The organism is Flagellimonas sp. 389 (assembly GCF_018449435.1).
In the GTDB taxonomy this organism is placed as follows: domain Bacteria; phylum Bacteroidota; class Bacteroidia; order Flavobacteriales; family Flavobacteriaceae; genus Flagellimonas.
Genome location: NZ_JAHCMU010000008.1, coordinates 59407 through 74989 on the forward strand (window position 1 = coordinate 59407; position 15583 = coordinate 74989).

A 15583-nucleotide genomic window follows, 5' to 3' on the forward strand; every position below is an offset into this window, starting at 1 on the left:
TAAACCCTTGCAGGTCTGCAAGGGTTTATTTTTATGTGCGATATTTACAACTTTAATAGTTCTCGTATGAATATTATCCTTACCGGATCAACAGGGACACTCGGCTCTCAAGTGCTGTTTTCATTGCTTGAAAATAGATTCAATACACTGGAAAAAGTGTACCTGATTGTACGAAAGAAAAAATCAACTTCCCCAAAAGAAAGAGTTTTAAAAATGATTGATAGCAGTGCAGCTCCAAAATTTATTGGGATGCATAAAGAAGAGATAACCAAAAGAATAATCGTTATTGATGCAGATGTATTGTTGGAACCTATCACATTTCTTGAGGAAAGCAAAAAGTATTACTTTATTCACTCAGCAGGTTACGTTAACCTTTCCGTAAATCCTGATAGTGAAGAAGAAATTTTTAGAGAAAACCTTGCACTCACCCAAGCTATATTTGAAGCTTACTCGACCTACCTTAAAAAATTCATTTATATAAGCACCGCTTTTTCCATCGGTAAATTGGACGGATTGCTAAATGATAATTATGTAAACATAGAACAGAAAGAATATCGCAACTTCTACGAAGCATCCAAGCATGCAGCAGAAAAGTATTTGGTAAAAGAAGGAGCTACAAAAGAAATTCCAATTCAAATACTACGTCCTAGTGTATTGGGTGGAAATATTTTGGACAAACCAAGTTTCTTTATTTCAAAGTACATGGTGTTTTATCTTTTTGCAAAGTTTTTCTACAGAAACACCTCTCTTGACTCTGTACGGATACAAGCGAATATTGATAGTAAGCTTAATATTATCCCTACAGATTATGCAGCCAAGGTAATTGCCAAAGTATTTGATACCGATGTTCAACAACTCAATATTGTTAATTCTGAAGGCACCAATATCTTTAATGGGATCTCAAAAATTCTAGAAACAGTTAATTTTAAAAATTTTAAGCTCACGCAAGAACTACTAACTACTGCGACTGAATTTGAAAGTTCATTGGAACAGTTTTATTATGAGACCATCGGTATACACCTGACACCATACTTAACCTCGAAACCGTATGAATGGGACACTACCCTTTTAGAAAGCATTTTACCATTACCCAAATATAATTTAGAAGACTACTTAGTGGCAACAGTAGAATTTGCGAAGACCAACGGTTTTAAAAATCAGCGGTGGTGAAGTGATTTTTACATATCTAACCACCGTTTAAAATTGGTGGTACGTTCCCTTGATACGATTACTTGTTCCTCCTCCTTTGGCAATAGTTTTAGCAAGAGTCGGCTATTAAAGTAGCTATGAATTTCAACTACGGCTTTTACCGAGACCATAAACTTGCGATTTACCCTGAAGAAATGAATAGGATTTAGAATATTTTCCAATTGATCTATGGTGTATTCTATTGGGTAAGACTGGGCCGAATGAGTATGAAGACAAATTAAACCTTCATTAGATTTAAAATAGGCTATATCCTCCACATTGAACAATCTAAACTGGTTTCCCACCTTGACCATAAAGCGATGTTTATATTCTTTATGGAAAAGTTGTTTCAAATGCTCTAAATCATTTGTGGGCGTATGCCCATTTCTCGTGATATTATTTTTGAATTTTTCTAACGCTACTTTTAATTCCGTCTTAACAATGGGCTTTAACAAGTAGTCTACTCCATTATATTTAAAGCCCCTAATCGCAAATTCATTATACGCAGTGGTGAAAATTACAGGTGGGTGTTCTTCAAGGCCATCCAAAATATCAAACCCATATCCATCATTGAGTTGAATATCCAAAAAAATCAAATCGGGAAAGTCATTTTTTTTGAACCATGCTGTTCCTCCCTCTACCGAGTTGATTTTAGCGACTATTTCAATTTCTGGTGCAAGCTGTTCCACCAGCTGTGCCAGTCTTTTTGATGCAAATTCCTCGTCCTCAACAATAACTGCCTTCATATTATGATATGGCCAAAATATTCGTTTCCTTGATATTCTTATCCAAAAGTGGAACAATTACCTCAAAAAAACCATTTTCTTCCCTAACAAGTACTTGCTTGTTAGTGTAATAGGAATATCGCTTCCTTATATTTTCAAGACCTAGTTTGGTCGTTTCGCATTTTAACGTTCTTTTTCGGAGGTTGTTCTTGATTGCCAGAGCACTCTTTTCAATAGAATTAATGGAGATATGCAATGGCTTTTCTTTAGAATATAGATTGTGCTTTAAAGCATTCTCAATAAGCATCTGTAGTGTCAATGTGGGAATCCAGTAATTTTCTGAAGAAACCTTAATGTCGGTTTTAATGAAAACCGCATTCTTATGCCGAACCTCCATCATAAAAACAAAAGCATCCAGAAAATTCAACTCTTTCTTTAGACTCACCAAATCATCTTCATTGTTCTCTAAAATATAGCGATAGCTGGATGCGAGTCTAGTCACAAAATCAGAGGCCAAATCTCTGTCCTCATACATCAAGGAGGTTAAGGTGTTTAAACTATTGAACAGAAAATGTGGGCTTATTTGGGTCTTTAATGAAGAATACTTTGAGGCTAGCATTTCTCTTTTAAGATTTTCCATTTGTTCTTCCATTTCCTCTTTTTGCTTCATCGTAAAGTAGAAAAGGTTGATAAAAACAACTGTAGAACCAATAAGCGCTGCCCTAAAAAAATCGCTTCTGAATTCTAAAAAAGGATCTTCGCAAATAATGCCTATTACCTCACGAAGTGGAAAAAGTGCCAAAAAATAAACAATTGCGCTTAAAGGCAGTAGTAATGCCATAGTCTGCCCAAATATTTTCAAACTATTTTTAAAATTGAGCTTTGCCCTTTTTCGCTCTCTTTTTATCAACCAATCATTAAATTCCCATGTAACCATAAAGAACATGAAGGTCGTCAGATAATAGAATAGTGTAGTTGAATCCAAAAAAGAATCGATTTCTTTTCGGTCGTGTTCAACGGATATTTTTATAAGCAAGAAAACCACGTTCACGACCATCCATCGGAACAAAAACTTGTATACTCTTCTTTTTTCTAAAACATTTTTCATTTGTATGTTAAAGATACACAAGTCCGTTTTTTTAATTGATTTTCTAACCTCCCATACGTTCTATTGCATCTTGTATTGTCATTATTGTTGTTGAATTGTATTCATCTCCATTTCACTATCTATATACCATCCACTTTCTTATTTATCATTTTAAAAGTAAATCCAACACTCCAACCAATCATATTTCCTGCAAAAACAATGATGGTTCACTTTTGGCTCAATTAATCAAAAAACTATGAGAAAAACTGTCTTAGCATTATTCGCATTCGTTGGATTAGCGGGAATGGCACAAACCGGAGTAATAAAAGGAATTGTAATCGACAAGCAATCTGAGCAGCCCCTACAAGGCGCCACTGTTGAGCTTTTAAATATTGAAGTGGCAACTGGAACAATCTCGGATTTTGATGGTCGCTTTATTCTGAAGGACGTTCCCTTGGGAAGGCAAGCTGTACAGATAAGTTATATCGGTTATGAAAGCATAACCATCCCGAATGTAATCGTTACGTCTGGAAAAGATGTAAGCCTTACCATTAGCCTATTGGAATCTTTTAATCAGCTAGACGAGGTTGTGCTAACATCGGATACCAATAAAGACAGGCCTTTGAACAAGTCTGCTACGGTATCTGCCCGTCAATTTGGAATTGAGGAAGTAACTCGTTTTTCTGGTGGGCGAAGCGATGTTGGTAGATTGGCTGCAAACTTTGCAGGGGTATCCACTCCAGATGATAGCCGAAATGATATTGTGGTAAGAGGTAACTCCCCAATAGGATTACTTTGGAGGGTTGAGGGCATTCCCATCCCCAACCCCAATCATTTTGCAGCTTTTGGCACTACGGGAGGTCCTGTCTCTGCCATCAACCCGAATATGCTAAAAAATTCAGATTTCATCACTTCTGCATTCCCCGCGGAATATGGCAATGCACTAGGTGGTATTTTTGACCTTGGCTTTCGGAACGGGAATGTCGATAACTATGAATTCACTGCGCAAGCGGGAGCTTTTACAGGTTTGGAAGCTACTGCTGAAGGCCCAATGGGTGATAACAACGGCTCCTTTCTTTTAGCTGCTCGTTATTCTCTGATTGGCCTTATTGGTGGTGGGGCTGGTGGAGCATCTACTGCAGTTCCCAATTATGCGGATATATCCTTCAACCTAAACTTTGGAAAAGGAAAATTGGGAAACTTCTCCCTGTTTGGCATTTTGGCGACGTCCAACATAGACTTTCTAGGGGATGAAATCGATGAGGATGATTTGTTCGCCGCCGAGGACGAAGACCTTTTTGTTGAATCACGTTTTGGGGTATTGGGCATAAAGCATCGCATCAATCTTGGTAATAACACCTATTTACAAACTATTGTAGGGGGCTCATTGGCGCAGAGCGAGGTAAACGCTGATCGTTATTTTAATAAAGATACACCTGACGAACGGGTTATTCCTTTTTTCGATACCGATGACCTAGAAAACAGACTTACTTTTTCAACCCTTTTTAATAGTAAGCTAAGCAACAAAGTGACCCTGCGTAGCGGAATCTTGGTAGAGAACTTTGGCCTAGAATCTTTGCTTAGAGACAGGGAAGAGCAACCCGATACTGATGGAGATGGAGACCCAGATTTTGCTACCGTTAGAGATGTTGATGAGAGTTTTGCAGTGGTACAACCGTACCTGCAAGGACGATTCCGGTTAACGGAAAACATAACACTCAACGCCGGATTGCACAGCCTATACAGTTCTCTTAACGAGCAGTTTGTATTTGAACCTAGAGCCGGAATCAAATATAATTTTTCCAATTCCCAAACACTCAGCTTTGGTTATGGTCTACACCATCAACCTGCCCCGTTGCCTTTGCTTTTTATTAATGAAAATAGCAATGGTGAAACAATACAGACTAACCGTAACTTGGATTTTGTTCGTAGTTCCCATTATGTATTGGGTTACGATATAAAATTGGCAGCTAACTGGCGTGGCAAAATAGAAGTCTATTATCAAGATATTGACAATGCTTTAGTGGAACCCTTTCCATCTAGCTATTCCTCGTTAACCGAAGGCGCCGATTTTGTTTTTGACAATGACAGGGTATCATTGGTAAACGATGGGACCGGTTTTAATCGTGGCATAGAGTTCACCTTGGAAAAGTTTTTCAGCAAAGGATATTATGGTTTATTAACAGGGTCTTTTTTTGAAAGCAGATACGAAGGCAGTGATGGTATTGAGCGAAACAGTCCTTTCAATAATGGCTATGTGGTCAATTTTTTGATCGGTAGAGAATTTAAAATCGGGGCTTCTGGGCGTAACGTGCTCTTTGTGGATACTCGTTTAGCAACTTCAGGCGGGCAATATTTTACACCTATCGATTTGGAAGCATCCCAAGAAGCAGGTTTTGAAGTGCAGCAAGAAAATCTAGCATTCAGTGAGCGTTTTAATGATTATTTCCGTTGGGATGTCAAATTTGGGATTCGTTTGAACAGCAGTACAAAAAAGAGGTCGCATCAGTTCTATGTTGATTTACAGAACGTGACCAATAATGAAAATGCATTTGTAAGACGTTACAATCGCTTGACCAATCAAGTTGACCAAGTGAATCAAATAGGTTTCTTTCCTGACTTTGGGTACAAATTTCAATTTTAAACCTCCAATCAATGAAACTTTCCTCTCGAACAAAGCATAGATTATTGAACACTTATGGACCTTGGTCTTTAATTACTGGAGCATCTTCCGGCATCGGGGAAGCGTTGGCAAAAAAAGTGGCGGAAGCTGGTCTCAATGTAGTTCTGAGCGGCAGAAATGAAGAAGCGCTACAGGCATTGAGCAACCATCTTGAAAATGATTTTAGAATTATCACCGAAGTAGTCGTAGCTGACATTTCGACCACTACGGGCATTTATAAACTTATTGAAGAACTTGAGGATTTACCAATTGGGCTTTTTATAGCTTCTGCGGGTTTTGGAACATCTGGTGTATTTATTCGTTCAAACCTAGAAGCCGAAATACAAATGCTTCAAGTGAATTCGTTGGCCCTAATGATGCTTACCCATTACTTTGGAAGAAAATTTGCTCAGCAGAAAAGGGGTGGAATCATACTTATGAGTTCCATAGTCGGTTTTCAAGGAGTGCCAAATGCCGCTAATTATTCAGCTACAAAAGCCTATGTACAATCTTTGGGCGAAGCATTGTACCATGAGCTTAAACCTTATAATGTCGACGTATTGGCTGCCGCACCAGGACCCGTTAACAGTGGTTTTGCAACAATAGCCAACATGCATATGGGCAGTGCCTTAAAACCTGAAGAAATAGCTGTACCCATTTTAAAGGCCCTAGGGAAAAAATCTACCATTTTTCCAGGTGCTCTGACGAAAATTCTAATTCTTGGTTTACGTACCGTACCGCGGTGGGGGAAGATAAAAATCATGGAAATGGTAATGGGTAATATGACCAAACATCAAAAAGTGAAATCGTAAAGTTATATTAGAAAGCTGACGTTACTTTGAGGGTATTCAAGAACAACTTTACATGAGAAAAGGTACTTTTATATATTTACTGGCACCAATCATTTTAACCTGTGTTGTTTTGATTAGAAATTCCGAACTAGAAACTAATTTTTTGGATAAGCAGTTTTCAGAAATTGAGCACTATATTCCTCATAAGGACAGTATCGATACTTTGGTATCCAAAGTTGATGTGGCTTGGCATTTGGACCATAGTTTAAAAACCATCAATAAAATTTGCGAAGCTTTGGAAAAGTCAGACCCAAAGGCATTCAAATTTAACATCAATCTTACCAGAATAGCTGTTTTTACCTATGGGGATTTTACGCGTGGTGTAGCCCAATCCCCAAAAATAGTATTGCCTCCCAAGGTGATTTTTAAAGATAGTCTTTACGTTCAATTGGAAGAAGCAAGTAAAAATTTGGTGAAAATAGAATCCCTAGATACGAAAGCCCATTTTAAGCATCCTTATTTTAACGTACTTAATAAAAAACAGACCAAACGCTTTTTAAAGGTTCATACCCATCATCACTTAAAAATCATAAAAGACATTTTAAAAGAATAGAAAGATTTAAAGTGCCCAATCCAACTTGTATTCATCGAACAATTGGTTACATTGGTTCTAAAATCAGAAAAGGGATAGTTCGCTTTATAAACTTTGACGGTAATGAAAAACAATTGGTATGAAATCCAGAATATTGAAACAGTGGATTCACCATCCGTGGTTATTTTTAAAAATCACGTAGAGCATAATATTCAAGAGATGATCACTTTGATGAAGGGTAATATCAAAAGATTGATGCCTCACGTTAAGACCAACAAAATGCCAAAAGTGATGCAGTTACTTTTGGATTCAGGAATTTCCAATTTTAAGGCTTCGACCATTTCTGAGGCAGAGATTGCTGCTGAAGCAGGAGCAAATGCTATTTTAATTGCACACCAATTGGTAGGGCCCAAAGTAGACCGATTGCTTTCATTGGCTTCACATTTTTCGAAAACTACGTTCTCGACCCTAATCGATTCTACTGAAACAGCGGAATTACTCAACTCCAAAGCCAGTGCGCAAGAGTTAAAAATCAATATTTATATTGACATCAACAATGGAATGAATCGTTCGGGAATCAAGATGGGCCCGGGCTTGGATAAACTTATCACTTTTTTAAAGGACTGTAAATCGTTAAACTTTGAAGGATTTCATGTATACGATGGTCACCTGAGGGATAACAGTTTTGCCACCCGAAACGAAAAAATAGAAAACGGATTTATAGCAGTAACGGATTACTTCCAAAGCCTAAAAAATGAGTATCCAAACCTTCAACTAATTTGTGGCGGTACACCTTCCTTCACCTCCCATTTACTAAATGAAGACCGAATCACCAGTCCTGGAACCTGCGTTCTTTGGGATTGGGGCTATAGTGAAAAGCTAACAGAACAGAACTTTAACTATGCTGCACTTTTGGTAACCCGAATCATTTCAAAACCTACCGAGGGCATTGTGACCCTGGATTTAGGCCATAAATCCGTAGCACCGGAAAATCCTATCGACAAAAGAATTAAGTTTCTTAATCTAGACGGGTACGAACTTCTTTCGCAAAGTGAAGAGCACGGAGTTCTAAAAGTACAGAACTGGGAAGACCTCAAAATCGGTGATGTTTTATACGGAATTCCATATCATATTTGTCCTACCATTAATCTGCACGATGAAGTATCGGTAATCGAAAATGGTCAAAAGACAGATACATGGCAGATCACTGCTAGAAAAAGAAAATTGAACTTTTAGACCTACTTTTCCATTAATTTACCTAAATCGTAAAAGTAAAAGTTCTTTTCATCGTTCATTGCCACGAAAAGACCATTTTTAAAAGTACCGTTTAAAGGAACAGTAACGACTTCGCAACCATCTGTTTCCTGGGTGCTCAGGTTTACAGCTTTTAGAAATTCATTTTCCTTTCTTGAAAAAATATTGAACTCGCCTTGTTGTTGGTTAGAGACAATAATATAGCCTTCCCCGTTAGGATAGGTTGCAATGGCAATACCTTCGATATCCTCTAAAAAATGTTCAGCACCAAAACATGATATTTCTTCATTGCCTTTTGATGGTTCTGCGTAATATTTTCGGATACAAATGCCTTCATCAGAATAATATACAAACCCGCTTTCATCATCCACCGCAATGGCCTCAATTTCCTTTTGACCGCTAAACTTACCAAACTTTCTTACTAAATTGGATTGTACTCCTGTACTATCTGCGGTGAACTTATATTGATATAAATAATTTTCACTTGGACCTGCCTTCCTACCGACAATGGCATAAATGAGACTATCCATTGGAGATTTGTAGAGTCCAATTCCCATAGGAAGTTTTTGGTCATATGCGCTTTCATCTTCAAAAACCGGAAATCCTCCACCATCCAAAGGTTTCATATCAGGTACAGAAAAAAGCCTGATTTGCTGCTTTTCACGCTCGGTAAAAACCAAAACATCCACTGTTGTGGAATCATTCAGTTGAAAACCATACTCCACATCAACATTGTTGGGTCGTTGAATATTCCTGATGGTTTTATCCTCTATGATTTTTCCATCCAAATCAAAAGCATAGATAGCTCCGTTTGTTTCTTTGTCGGTTCCAAAAACAATACTTTTTGAGGTATCCTCTGGATTTATCCAAATTGCTGGGTCATCAGTATCATTAAGTGTGTTTTGGGTAATTACATCTGGTGCTATTGCTGGTAGTTTGCTTTGGTTACATGCCGCCACTACCAAAATCAATATAAAATATGCGTATTTGTTTTTCATTGGAATAGGATAAAAGTAGCCTAAAATCTAATTTTAAGAATAGATTTTAGGCTGGTTTGGATAGATTATTTTTTCTTGAACAAATCGTACTTTAAACCAAATGTCAATCGTGAGCTATAGAATTCTACTTGTTGCGTACGCTCGCTTATCCCTTGAAAATAGCGCAAGGGCTGATTGGTAATATTATTTAAATCGGCATAAAGTCTAAGCTTGGAAGTGATGGCGTACGTTGCGTTAAAATCCAAGAATAACTGGGTATCGTAATACCTATCCTCAAAATCGTTACCGCCAATCTCATCGATATAAGAGTCGGAAAAGTTTAGCGAAAGTCTTGCACTGAATTTTTTATCGGCATATCCCAACGACCCATTGAACATGTTCGGTGCTGTGTTCGGCAAATCCAAATCGGTACGTTCGTCACCATCTTCATTTCGAATGCCATCCGCACTTGATGTTAAATAGGTATAATTCAAGTAAATACTAAAGTTTCTAGCGAATCCCGGCAAGAAATCCAATTGACGTTGAAAAGCGAGTTCAGCACCAAAAATCGTGGCATCATCTCCATTCAACGGTTGAAAGACATCAAAACCAGTGGTACCTTCACCAAAGGCATCATCGGGCGCTTCGGAAATAAAAGTATAAACAAAATCATTGATACGCTTGTAAAAGAATCCTCCCGAAATCAGTCCTACATTGTCAAAATAATGTTCCGCCATTAAGTCAAAACTCATTGAGGTGGTCGGGTCTAATTTCGGATTACCAACAAAGATCTCTTCGTCCTCCGTAACGTCCAGAAAAGGAGTCAAATCCACATAATTAGGTCTTGCCAAGGTATTTGTCCAAGCAAATCGCAATATGGTTCTATTGGATAAATCATATTTAAAATGGACACCGGGGAGTACGTTTGTATATGAACTTTCTTCGGTAATGTCACCTTGATCTTCTTCTTCGTTCAAGATATTGTTTCCTGTTGCTGTAATGTTCGTATTTTCGACCCTGAGCCCTGCCAAAACACTAAATTTATCCGATAACTTTTGGTTGGCCATAACATAGCCCGCCCAAACATTTTCTTCAACGTCAAAATTATCTCTTAAAAATTCATCGGGTACAGCTTCCCCCTCGGTAAGATTGAGCGTCCCTAACCAAGCCTCATCTGCATAAAGTCCCGCCGCATATTGGCTTCCCGCCAAATAATCTGGATCCGTGTAATCTTTTGTGGGCACACTTGCCAATGTCGGAAATTCTTCCTCTAGATCAAATTCAAAGAAATTGTTGTCCCTTATCTTATTTTTAAAGCGTCCGCGGGCACCGAACTTTATAAAACCGTCCCCGTTTCCGAAAAAGTCTGCCGGAAGCTCAAAATTGATAAAGAAATTAAGGTCCTCTTCCTCTGTATACTGGGTTTCATTGGTCAGTTCATCAAATTCAAAACTCTCCAAATCGTTCGCATCTGATGGATTTTCAGCGGTCATTATCGGAAATTCGGAATTGCTGTTATCATTATTGACAATATATTCGGAAGCAAAAACTGCATAGCGCTCATCCAAGCGTTCTTCGGACGCTTTCGCGTAGGAAGCCATCCAATCTACTTTTAAATTACCGAACAAGTGATTGCCTCCTAAGCTATAGTTTTGCATACGTTGGTCTTCCAATCTTCTATTTTCATTTCTATCACTATCGATTCCTCCTTTGGTTTCGCGGACAATTTCTGCAGGAAATCTTGTAGGCACTCCATTGGTAATCGTAAAATCACCTTCTTCAATATCTTCTGCATCTAAAATTTCTTGTGCCAGTACAAAACGATTCTCGCGATCATCCCGCCAGTTGTACATGGTCTTTAAGAAAATGTTGTTATTAGCGTCAATTTGATAATCCAAGTTGGCAGCAAAGCTTCTTCTAATGCGTTGTACCAAATAAGTACGCTGTTCTGTGACATTGGTATAAGGGTCAACATCGACCGCATCGATAACGGCTTCTTCCTCGCCGTCCACAATTTCTGTTTCACCAGTATTGAATTCAAATTCATCCGTCCATTCTGCTTCGACGTTATCCGAGCCAAAATCATTATCGTTTATGGAAGCGGAGAGCATCCAACCAAATTTTCCATTTTTGGTGCGGTCACCTATTAAAAATGAACCGTTCAAAATGCGCTTGTCCGTAATAAAATTGATTCCGGAACCTGCGGTTGCAGAAACCCTTAAACCTTGGGGCGCTGTTCTAGTGACCAAGTTTATGGAACCACCCAAAGCATCTCCATCCATGTCTGGAGTAACCGCCTTGTTCACTTCTATGGTCTGGATCATATCCGAAGGAATCAAATCCATCTGTATATTTCTATTATCGCCTTCAGCAGAGGGAATCCTGCTTCCATTCAGTGTTACCGAATTCAATTGAGGCGATAAACCTCTAACGATTACGTTTCTGGCCTCACCTTGATCCACCTGCATGGTAATTCCTGGGATACGCTTTACGGCATCACCTATATTAGCATCTGGGAACTTTCCAATTTGGTCCGTGGAAACTACATTGGTAATGTTCAGGTTGGTTTTCTGCGTATTCAAGGCTTTGGCCTGTCCACTTAATCCATAAGCCGTTACTTGTACCTCATCCAATTCAAGGTTCTTGGGATTCATCGTAAGATTTACCAAAGTGGTTTTGTTGGCAGTTATGGTTACTTCTTGCTGAATGGTGGAATAGCCCAAATATGAAATTTCGAGCGTATGGTTTCCCTCTGGAATCGCTACTATGGTAAATCTTCCATCAAAATCTGTAATCGCTCCTTTTGAAAGGTCGGTTACCATCACATTTGCACCAGGCACATAAATTCCATTTTCATCGGAAATCGTTCCTTGGATATTTCCGGTTTGCGCTTGACTTTTGGCAAAGCCTAACAACATAAAGAACGTTACATACAATAATTTTTTCAGGTCAATCGGTTTCATATACATTTACGTTTAATTGGAATTCAAAGCTATGTATATCAACTCGTTATGATTTAAACTAAACGAAAACAAAAGGGAAACAAAACTCTATTTCAACATAAACAACAAGGCAACAATTACAGTTTGTTTACATTGTGCTAACCTTTTGTAAAGAAGGGATGGAAACTAGCTTAAAGTTCTATCATAAAATTTACCAATTCTTCTTTTTGGTCAATGGGGAGTTTTTTACGTAACCGATATCTTGCTATCCTAACACTATCTGGGGTCACCCTTAAAATAGTCGCTATTTCTTTTGATGAAAGATTTAGGCGCAATAACATTCCCAACCGAAGCTCTGCCGGCGACAAGTTGCTCTGGGACAAAGAGGAAAGCTTTTTAATGAATTCTGGATGTATCTCCTTAAAAAAGCTCATAAACTCGTCCCACTCATTTTCCTGCTTTAGATTGACGTCTATCTCCTTTACAAGCTGTTTTATTTTTCCATGCATGTTCATGTTTTGCCTAGAAGCAATGTTTCTGAGGGTATTGGATAAATCTAGCAGTATTTTATTCTTTTGTGATAAATGCAGACTATATCTGGATAAAGACGAGGCTTTCAATTGAACTTCGCGTTGCAAATTTTCTTCCTGAATTTCCTTTTTATCCAACTCCGCCTTCAACATACGCTGTTTATATTCTTGAATCTTAATCTTTGCTTTTCGTTTTCTTCCCAAATAACTATAAAGAATAGTAAGGATTGCAGCAATGGCAAAAAGAGCGACCCAAAGCAAGTTTTGATTGGCTGTACTTACCTTGTTCTGCTCTTTAAGTAATTGTATCTGTGCTTCTTTTTTATTGGTTTCATAAATCGTCTGGAAAACATTCAATTGATCGGTATTCTGCGCATTGCGTATTGCATTGTTAATTCTATCCGATTCCTTTAATTGCTCATGCGCCTTTTCGTAGTCTTCCATTAGTGCGTAAGTCTTGGATAAATCCTTATGGGCACTTTCCATTTGATGGTGATTTTTTAACCGAACCGCTATCTCCAAAGCTGTATTGGTCTGAATCAATGCTGTGTTATAATCCCCGGTTTTTCTATAGACATCTCCTAAATTGTTAAGTACATTGATCTCTTTGTCCGAATTAGCACCTTGCAAGTAATCGTAAGCTCTTGCGAAATATTGGTACGCTAAATCAAACTTTTCCAAATCTTCATAGATGCTTCCAATATTCTCGTTGGTCATGGCAACTCCATTTTCGTCGTTCAGCACTTCAAACAACGACAAGCTTTCCTCTTGATATTGTAATGCTTTATCGTACTTCCCGTTTTTCTCAAAACAGGCTCCCAGTAAACTTTTGGATTCAGCTTGTTCATTTTTAAGGTCCAATTCCGTGGAAACCTTCATAGTATCCGTAAAATACTGTTCGGCCAGTTCAAAATTGTTGAGCGAAAGGTATACTTCACCTATGTTGTTGTTCAGTTTGATATAAAGGCTAGGGTCAGAATCAGCGCTTATAACCTCCAAAGCTTGATTAAGTTGGCTAATGGCCTCCGAAGAAAGTCCTAGCACATGATAGTACTCCCCCAGTGCTATATAATTTTGAACTATTGCTCGAGATGATACCTGGCTAAATCTTGATTCTTCTAACTGTTTCTGTAAATGAAGAAAAACTGAATCTAGTTTTTTATCTGATGAAAAGTCAACTTCACTTTGTTGGCAATAGCCAGCAAGATGAACAAAAAACAAAACTAGTATAGTATTGTTAAAGGATTTGAAGTTTCTACCCATTCTAGACCTAGATGTACTTGAGGACTAAGTAAAGCTATTTCCTTACTGAGGAATATCACCTTTAGGTTATGAAACCTTTAAAAATGGGTTATGTCATATTGAGCAGAAAAAGGATATAAAATAAAAAACCTCGCTAAATAGCGAGGTTTTTTGTGTCGTATAAAAGCTTTCTGTTAAGCTTCAAATGGCTCAATGGAAACAAATGATTTTCCACCCGCTTTTTTCTGAAATTTTACAATACCGTCTACTCGCGCATGCAATGTATGGTCTTTACCCAAATATACGTTTTCACCCGGATTGTGCTTGGTACCACGTTGTCTAACAATGATGTTACCAGCAACAGCAGCTTGTCCACCAAAAATCTTAACTCCTAATCGTTTCGATTCTGATTCTCTACCGTTTTTTGAACTACCTACACCTTTCTTATGTGCCATGGATATTTATTTTTTAGTTCTTGTCTTATTTCGTTAAAGCTTCTATCAATTCTGCTTTCTTCATGGAAGAAATTCCAGAAATTCCTTTAGCCTTTGCCATTTCTTTCAACTCTGCCACCGTTTTAGCACTCAAATCCTCAGTCTTCTTTGGAGCTTCTTTCTTTGGAGCTTCCACCTTGGTTTCTTTGGCTTTGGTTTCCTTAACTTTCTTTGGTTCGGCAACTGGCTTTTCTGCTTTGGCTTTTTCCGGAGCAGCTTTTTTAGCGCCTTTGGCAACAATGCTTTCTACTACAATCTCTGTTAAAGACTGTCTGTGTCCGTTTTTTACACGGTATCCTTTACGCCTTTTCTTTTTAAAGACGATTACTTTATCTCCTTTAAGGTGTTTTACTACTTTGGCCTCAACAGCCGCACCTTCTATGACCGGGGCGCCAATAGTCACGTCACCTGCATCGTCCAAAAGAAGTACCTTATCAAAAGTTACTTTCTTACCTTCTTCTGTTTGCAAACGGTGAACGTACACTTTCTGGTCTTTTGCAACTTTAAACTGCTGCCCTGCCATCTCTACAATTGCGTACATAATGCATTAATTAGATTAAATTATTTGTGCTTTATCAAAATTAGCGGGTGCAAATATACTGCTAAATCCTTAATTCACAAGTAATATTCCCTCATTTGAAAGATTATTTTTTAGGATTATTAGAGGTTTTGAAGAGTTGCATAAAAGAAAGTGTTAAAACCAAGGCGGTAGCAAATCCCATTATAGCGACAGTAAAGAAAACAATACCTTCGAAATTGGCATAATCTTTTGCCCATACCGCTGAAAGCTCGTTGAGAAATTTGGAATTCAGCTCTGTGGAATACAATGCAAAAAAAATGGTGAACAATAGGGTAGCGATAAAGCCCGTAGTAATGCCTGCGGTAAAGCCTTTTCCGTACGAGAAATCTTTTCCCAACCTCAACTTTGTATATTTAATGGTTTCATAAATCCCAAAGCCAGTAATAAATCCATTGAAAAGACTGTAAAAAACATTGGTATGTTTTCCCAACAAGGATAATATTAAAAAATATGCTATCAAACTTGCACTCGTAACTATTCCAAAACGAATTGGCAGGGTTAATTTTTTCATTTTAATAT

At 38.0% G+C, this 15583-nt stretch carries 13 protein-coding genes; 5 read left to right on the forward strand and 8 right to left on the reverse strand.

Annotation, left to right across the window (positions count from 1 at the left end; translation table 11 throughout):
• Positions 1 to 66: 66 nt before the first annotated feature.
• Positions 67 to 1170 (forward strand): SDR family oxidoreductase, encoded by a 1104-nt coding sequence (locus KIM67_RS08495; RefSeq protein ID WP_213830915.1) that lies wholly within the window; start codon positions 67 to 69, stop codon positions 1168 to 1170.
• Between the two features lie 8 nt (positions 1171 to 1178).
• Here the strand turns inward: KIM67_RS08495 and KIM67_RS08500 are convergent, their stop codons facing one another.
• Positions 1179 to 1934, reverse strand: coding sequence for a LytTR family DNA-binding domain-containing protein (locus KIM67_RS08500; RefSeq protein ID WP_213830916.1), 756 nt, complete (start codon positions 1932 to 1934; stop codon positions 1179 to 1181).
• Position 1935: 1 nt separating this feature from the next.
• Positions 1936 to 3021 carry a sensor histidine kinase gene (locus KIM67_RS08505; protein ID WP_213830917.1) on the reverse strand — a complete coding sequence of 362 codons (1086 nt, stop codon included), beginning with the start codon at positions 3019 to 3021 and terminating at the stop codon, positions 1936 to 1938.
• Between the two features lie 235 nt (positions 3022 to 3256).
• On the opposite strand from KIM67_RS08505, the gene KIM67_RS08510 reads away from it, so the two are divergent.
• The 4 genes from KIM67_RS08510 to KIM67_RS08525 all read left to right on the forward strand — a co-directional run bounded on the left by KIM67_RS08510 (position 3257) and on the right by KIM67_RS08525 (position 8281).
• Complete coding sequence (locus tag KIM67_RS08510; protein WP_213830918.1) at positions 3257 to 5644, forward strand: TonB-dependent receptor; 2388 nt, start codon at positions 3257 to 3259, stop codon at positions 5642 to 5644.
• 11 nt (positions 5645 to 5655) lie between these two features.
• Positions 5656 to 6474 (forward strand): SDR family oxidoreductase, encoded by an 819-nt coding sequence (locus KIM67_RS08515; RefSeq protein WP_213830919.1) that lies wholly within the window; start codon positions 5656 to 5658, stop codon positions 6472 to 6474.
• 52 nt (positions 6475 to 6526) lie between these two features.
• The gene (locus KIM67_RS08520; RefSeq protein ID WP_213830920.1) at positions 6527 to 7066 is read left to right on the forward strand and encodes a DUF1569 domain-containing protein; all 540 of its coding nucleotides are present in this window, start codon (positions 6527 to 6529) and stop codon (positions 7064 to 7066) included.
• 102 nt (positions 7067 to 7168) lie between these two features.
• Complete coding sequence (locus KIM67_RS08525; RefSeq protein WP_213830921.1) at positions 7169 to 8281, forward strand: alanine racemase; 1113 nt, start codon at positions 7169 to 7171, stop codon at positions 8279 to 8281.
• Between the two features lie 2 nt (positions 8282 to 8283).
• Here the strand turns inward: KIM67_RS08525 and KIM67_RS08530 are convergent, their stop codons facing one another.
• The 6 genes from KIM67_RS08530 to KIM67_RS08555 all read right to left on the reverse strand — a co-directional run bounded on the left by KIM67_RS08530 (position 8284) and on the right by KIM67_RS08555 (position 15575).
• Complete coding sequence (locus KIM67_RS08530; protein ID WP_213830922.1) at positions 8284 to 9297, reverse strand: phytase; 1014 nt, start codon at positions 9295 to 9297, stop codon at positions 8284 to 8286.
• Between the two features lie 65 nt (positions 9298 to 9362).
• Complete coding sequence (locus KIM67_RS08535; protein WP_213830923.1) at positions 9363 to 12239, reverse strand: TonB-dependent receptor; 2877 nt, start codon at positions 12237 to 12239, stop codon at positions 9363 to 9365.
• 170 nt (positions 12240 to 12409) lie between these two features.
• Complete coding sequence (locus tag KIM67_RS08540) at positions 12410 to 14011, reverse strand: tetratricopeptide repeat protein (protein ID WP_213830924.1); 1602 nt, start codon at positions 14009 to 14011, stop codon at positions 12410 to 12412.
• Positions 14012 to 14184: 173 nt separating this feature from the next.
• A complete protein-coding gene (gene rpmA, locus KIM67_RS08545) occupies positions 14185 to 14445 on the reverse strand; it encodes a 50S ribosomal protein L27 (protein WP_112377668.1) in 261 nt (86 codons plus the stop codon).
• A gap of 25 nt (positions 14446 to 14470) precedes the next feature.
• On the reverse strand, positions 14471 to 15025 hold the full coding sequence (gene rplU / locus KIM67_RS08550) for a 50S ribosomal protein L21 (protein ID WP_213830925.1): 555 nt from the start codon (positions 15023 to 15025) through the stop codon (positions 14471 to 14473).
• Between the two features lie 103 nt (positions 15026 to 15128).
• The gene (locus tag KIM67_RS08555) at positions 15129 to 15575 is read right to left on the reverse strand and encodes a DUF4199 domain-containing protein (RefSeq protein ID WP_213830926.1); all 447 of its coding nucleotides are present in this window, start codon (positions 15573 to 15575) and stop codon (positions 15129 to 15131) included.
• Between the last annotated feature and the right edge of the window lie 8 nt (positions 15576 to 15583).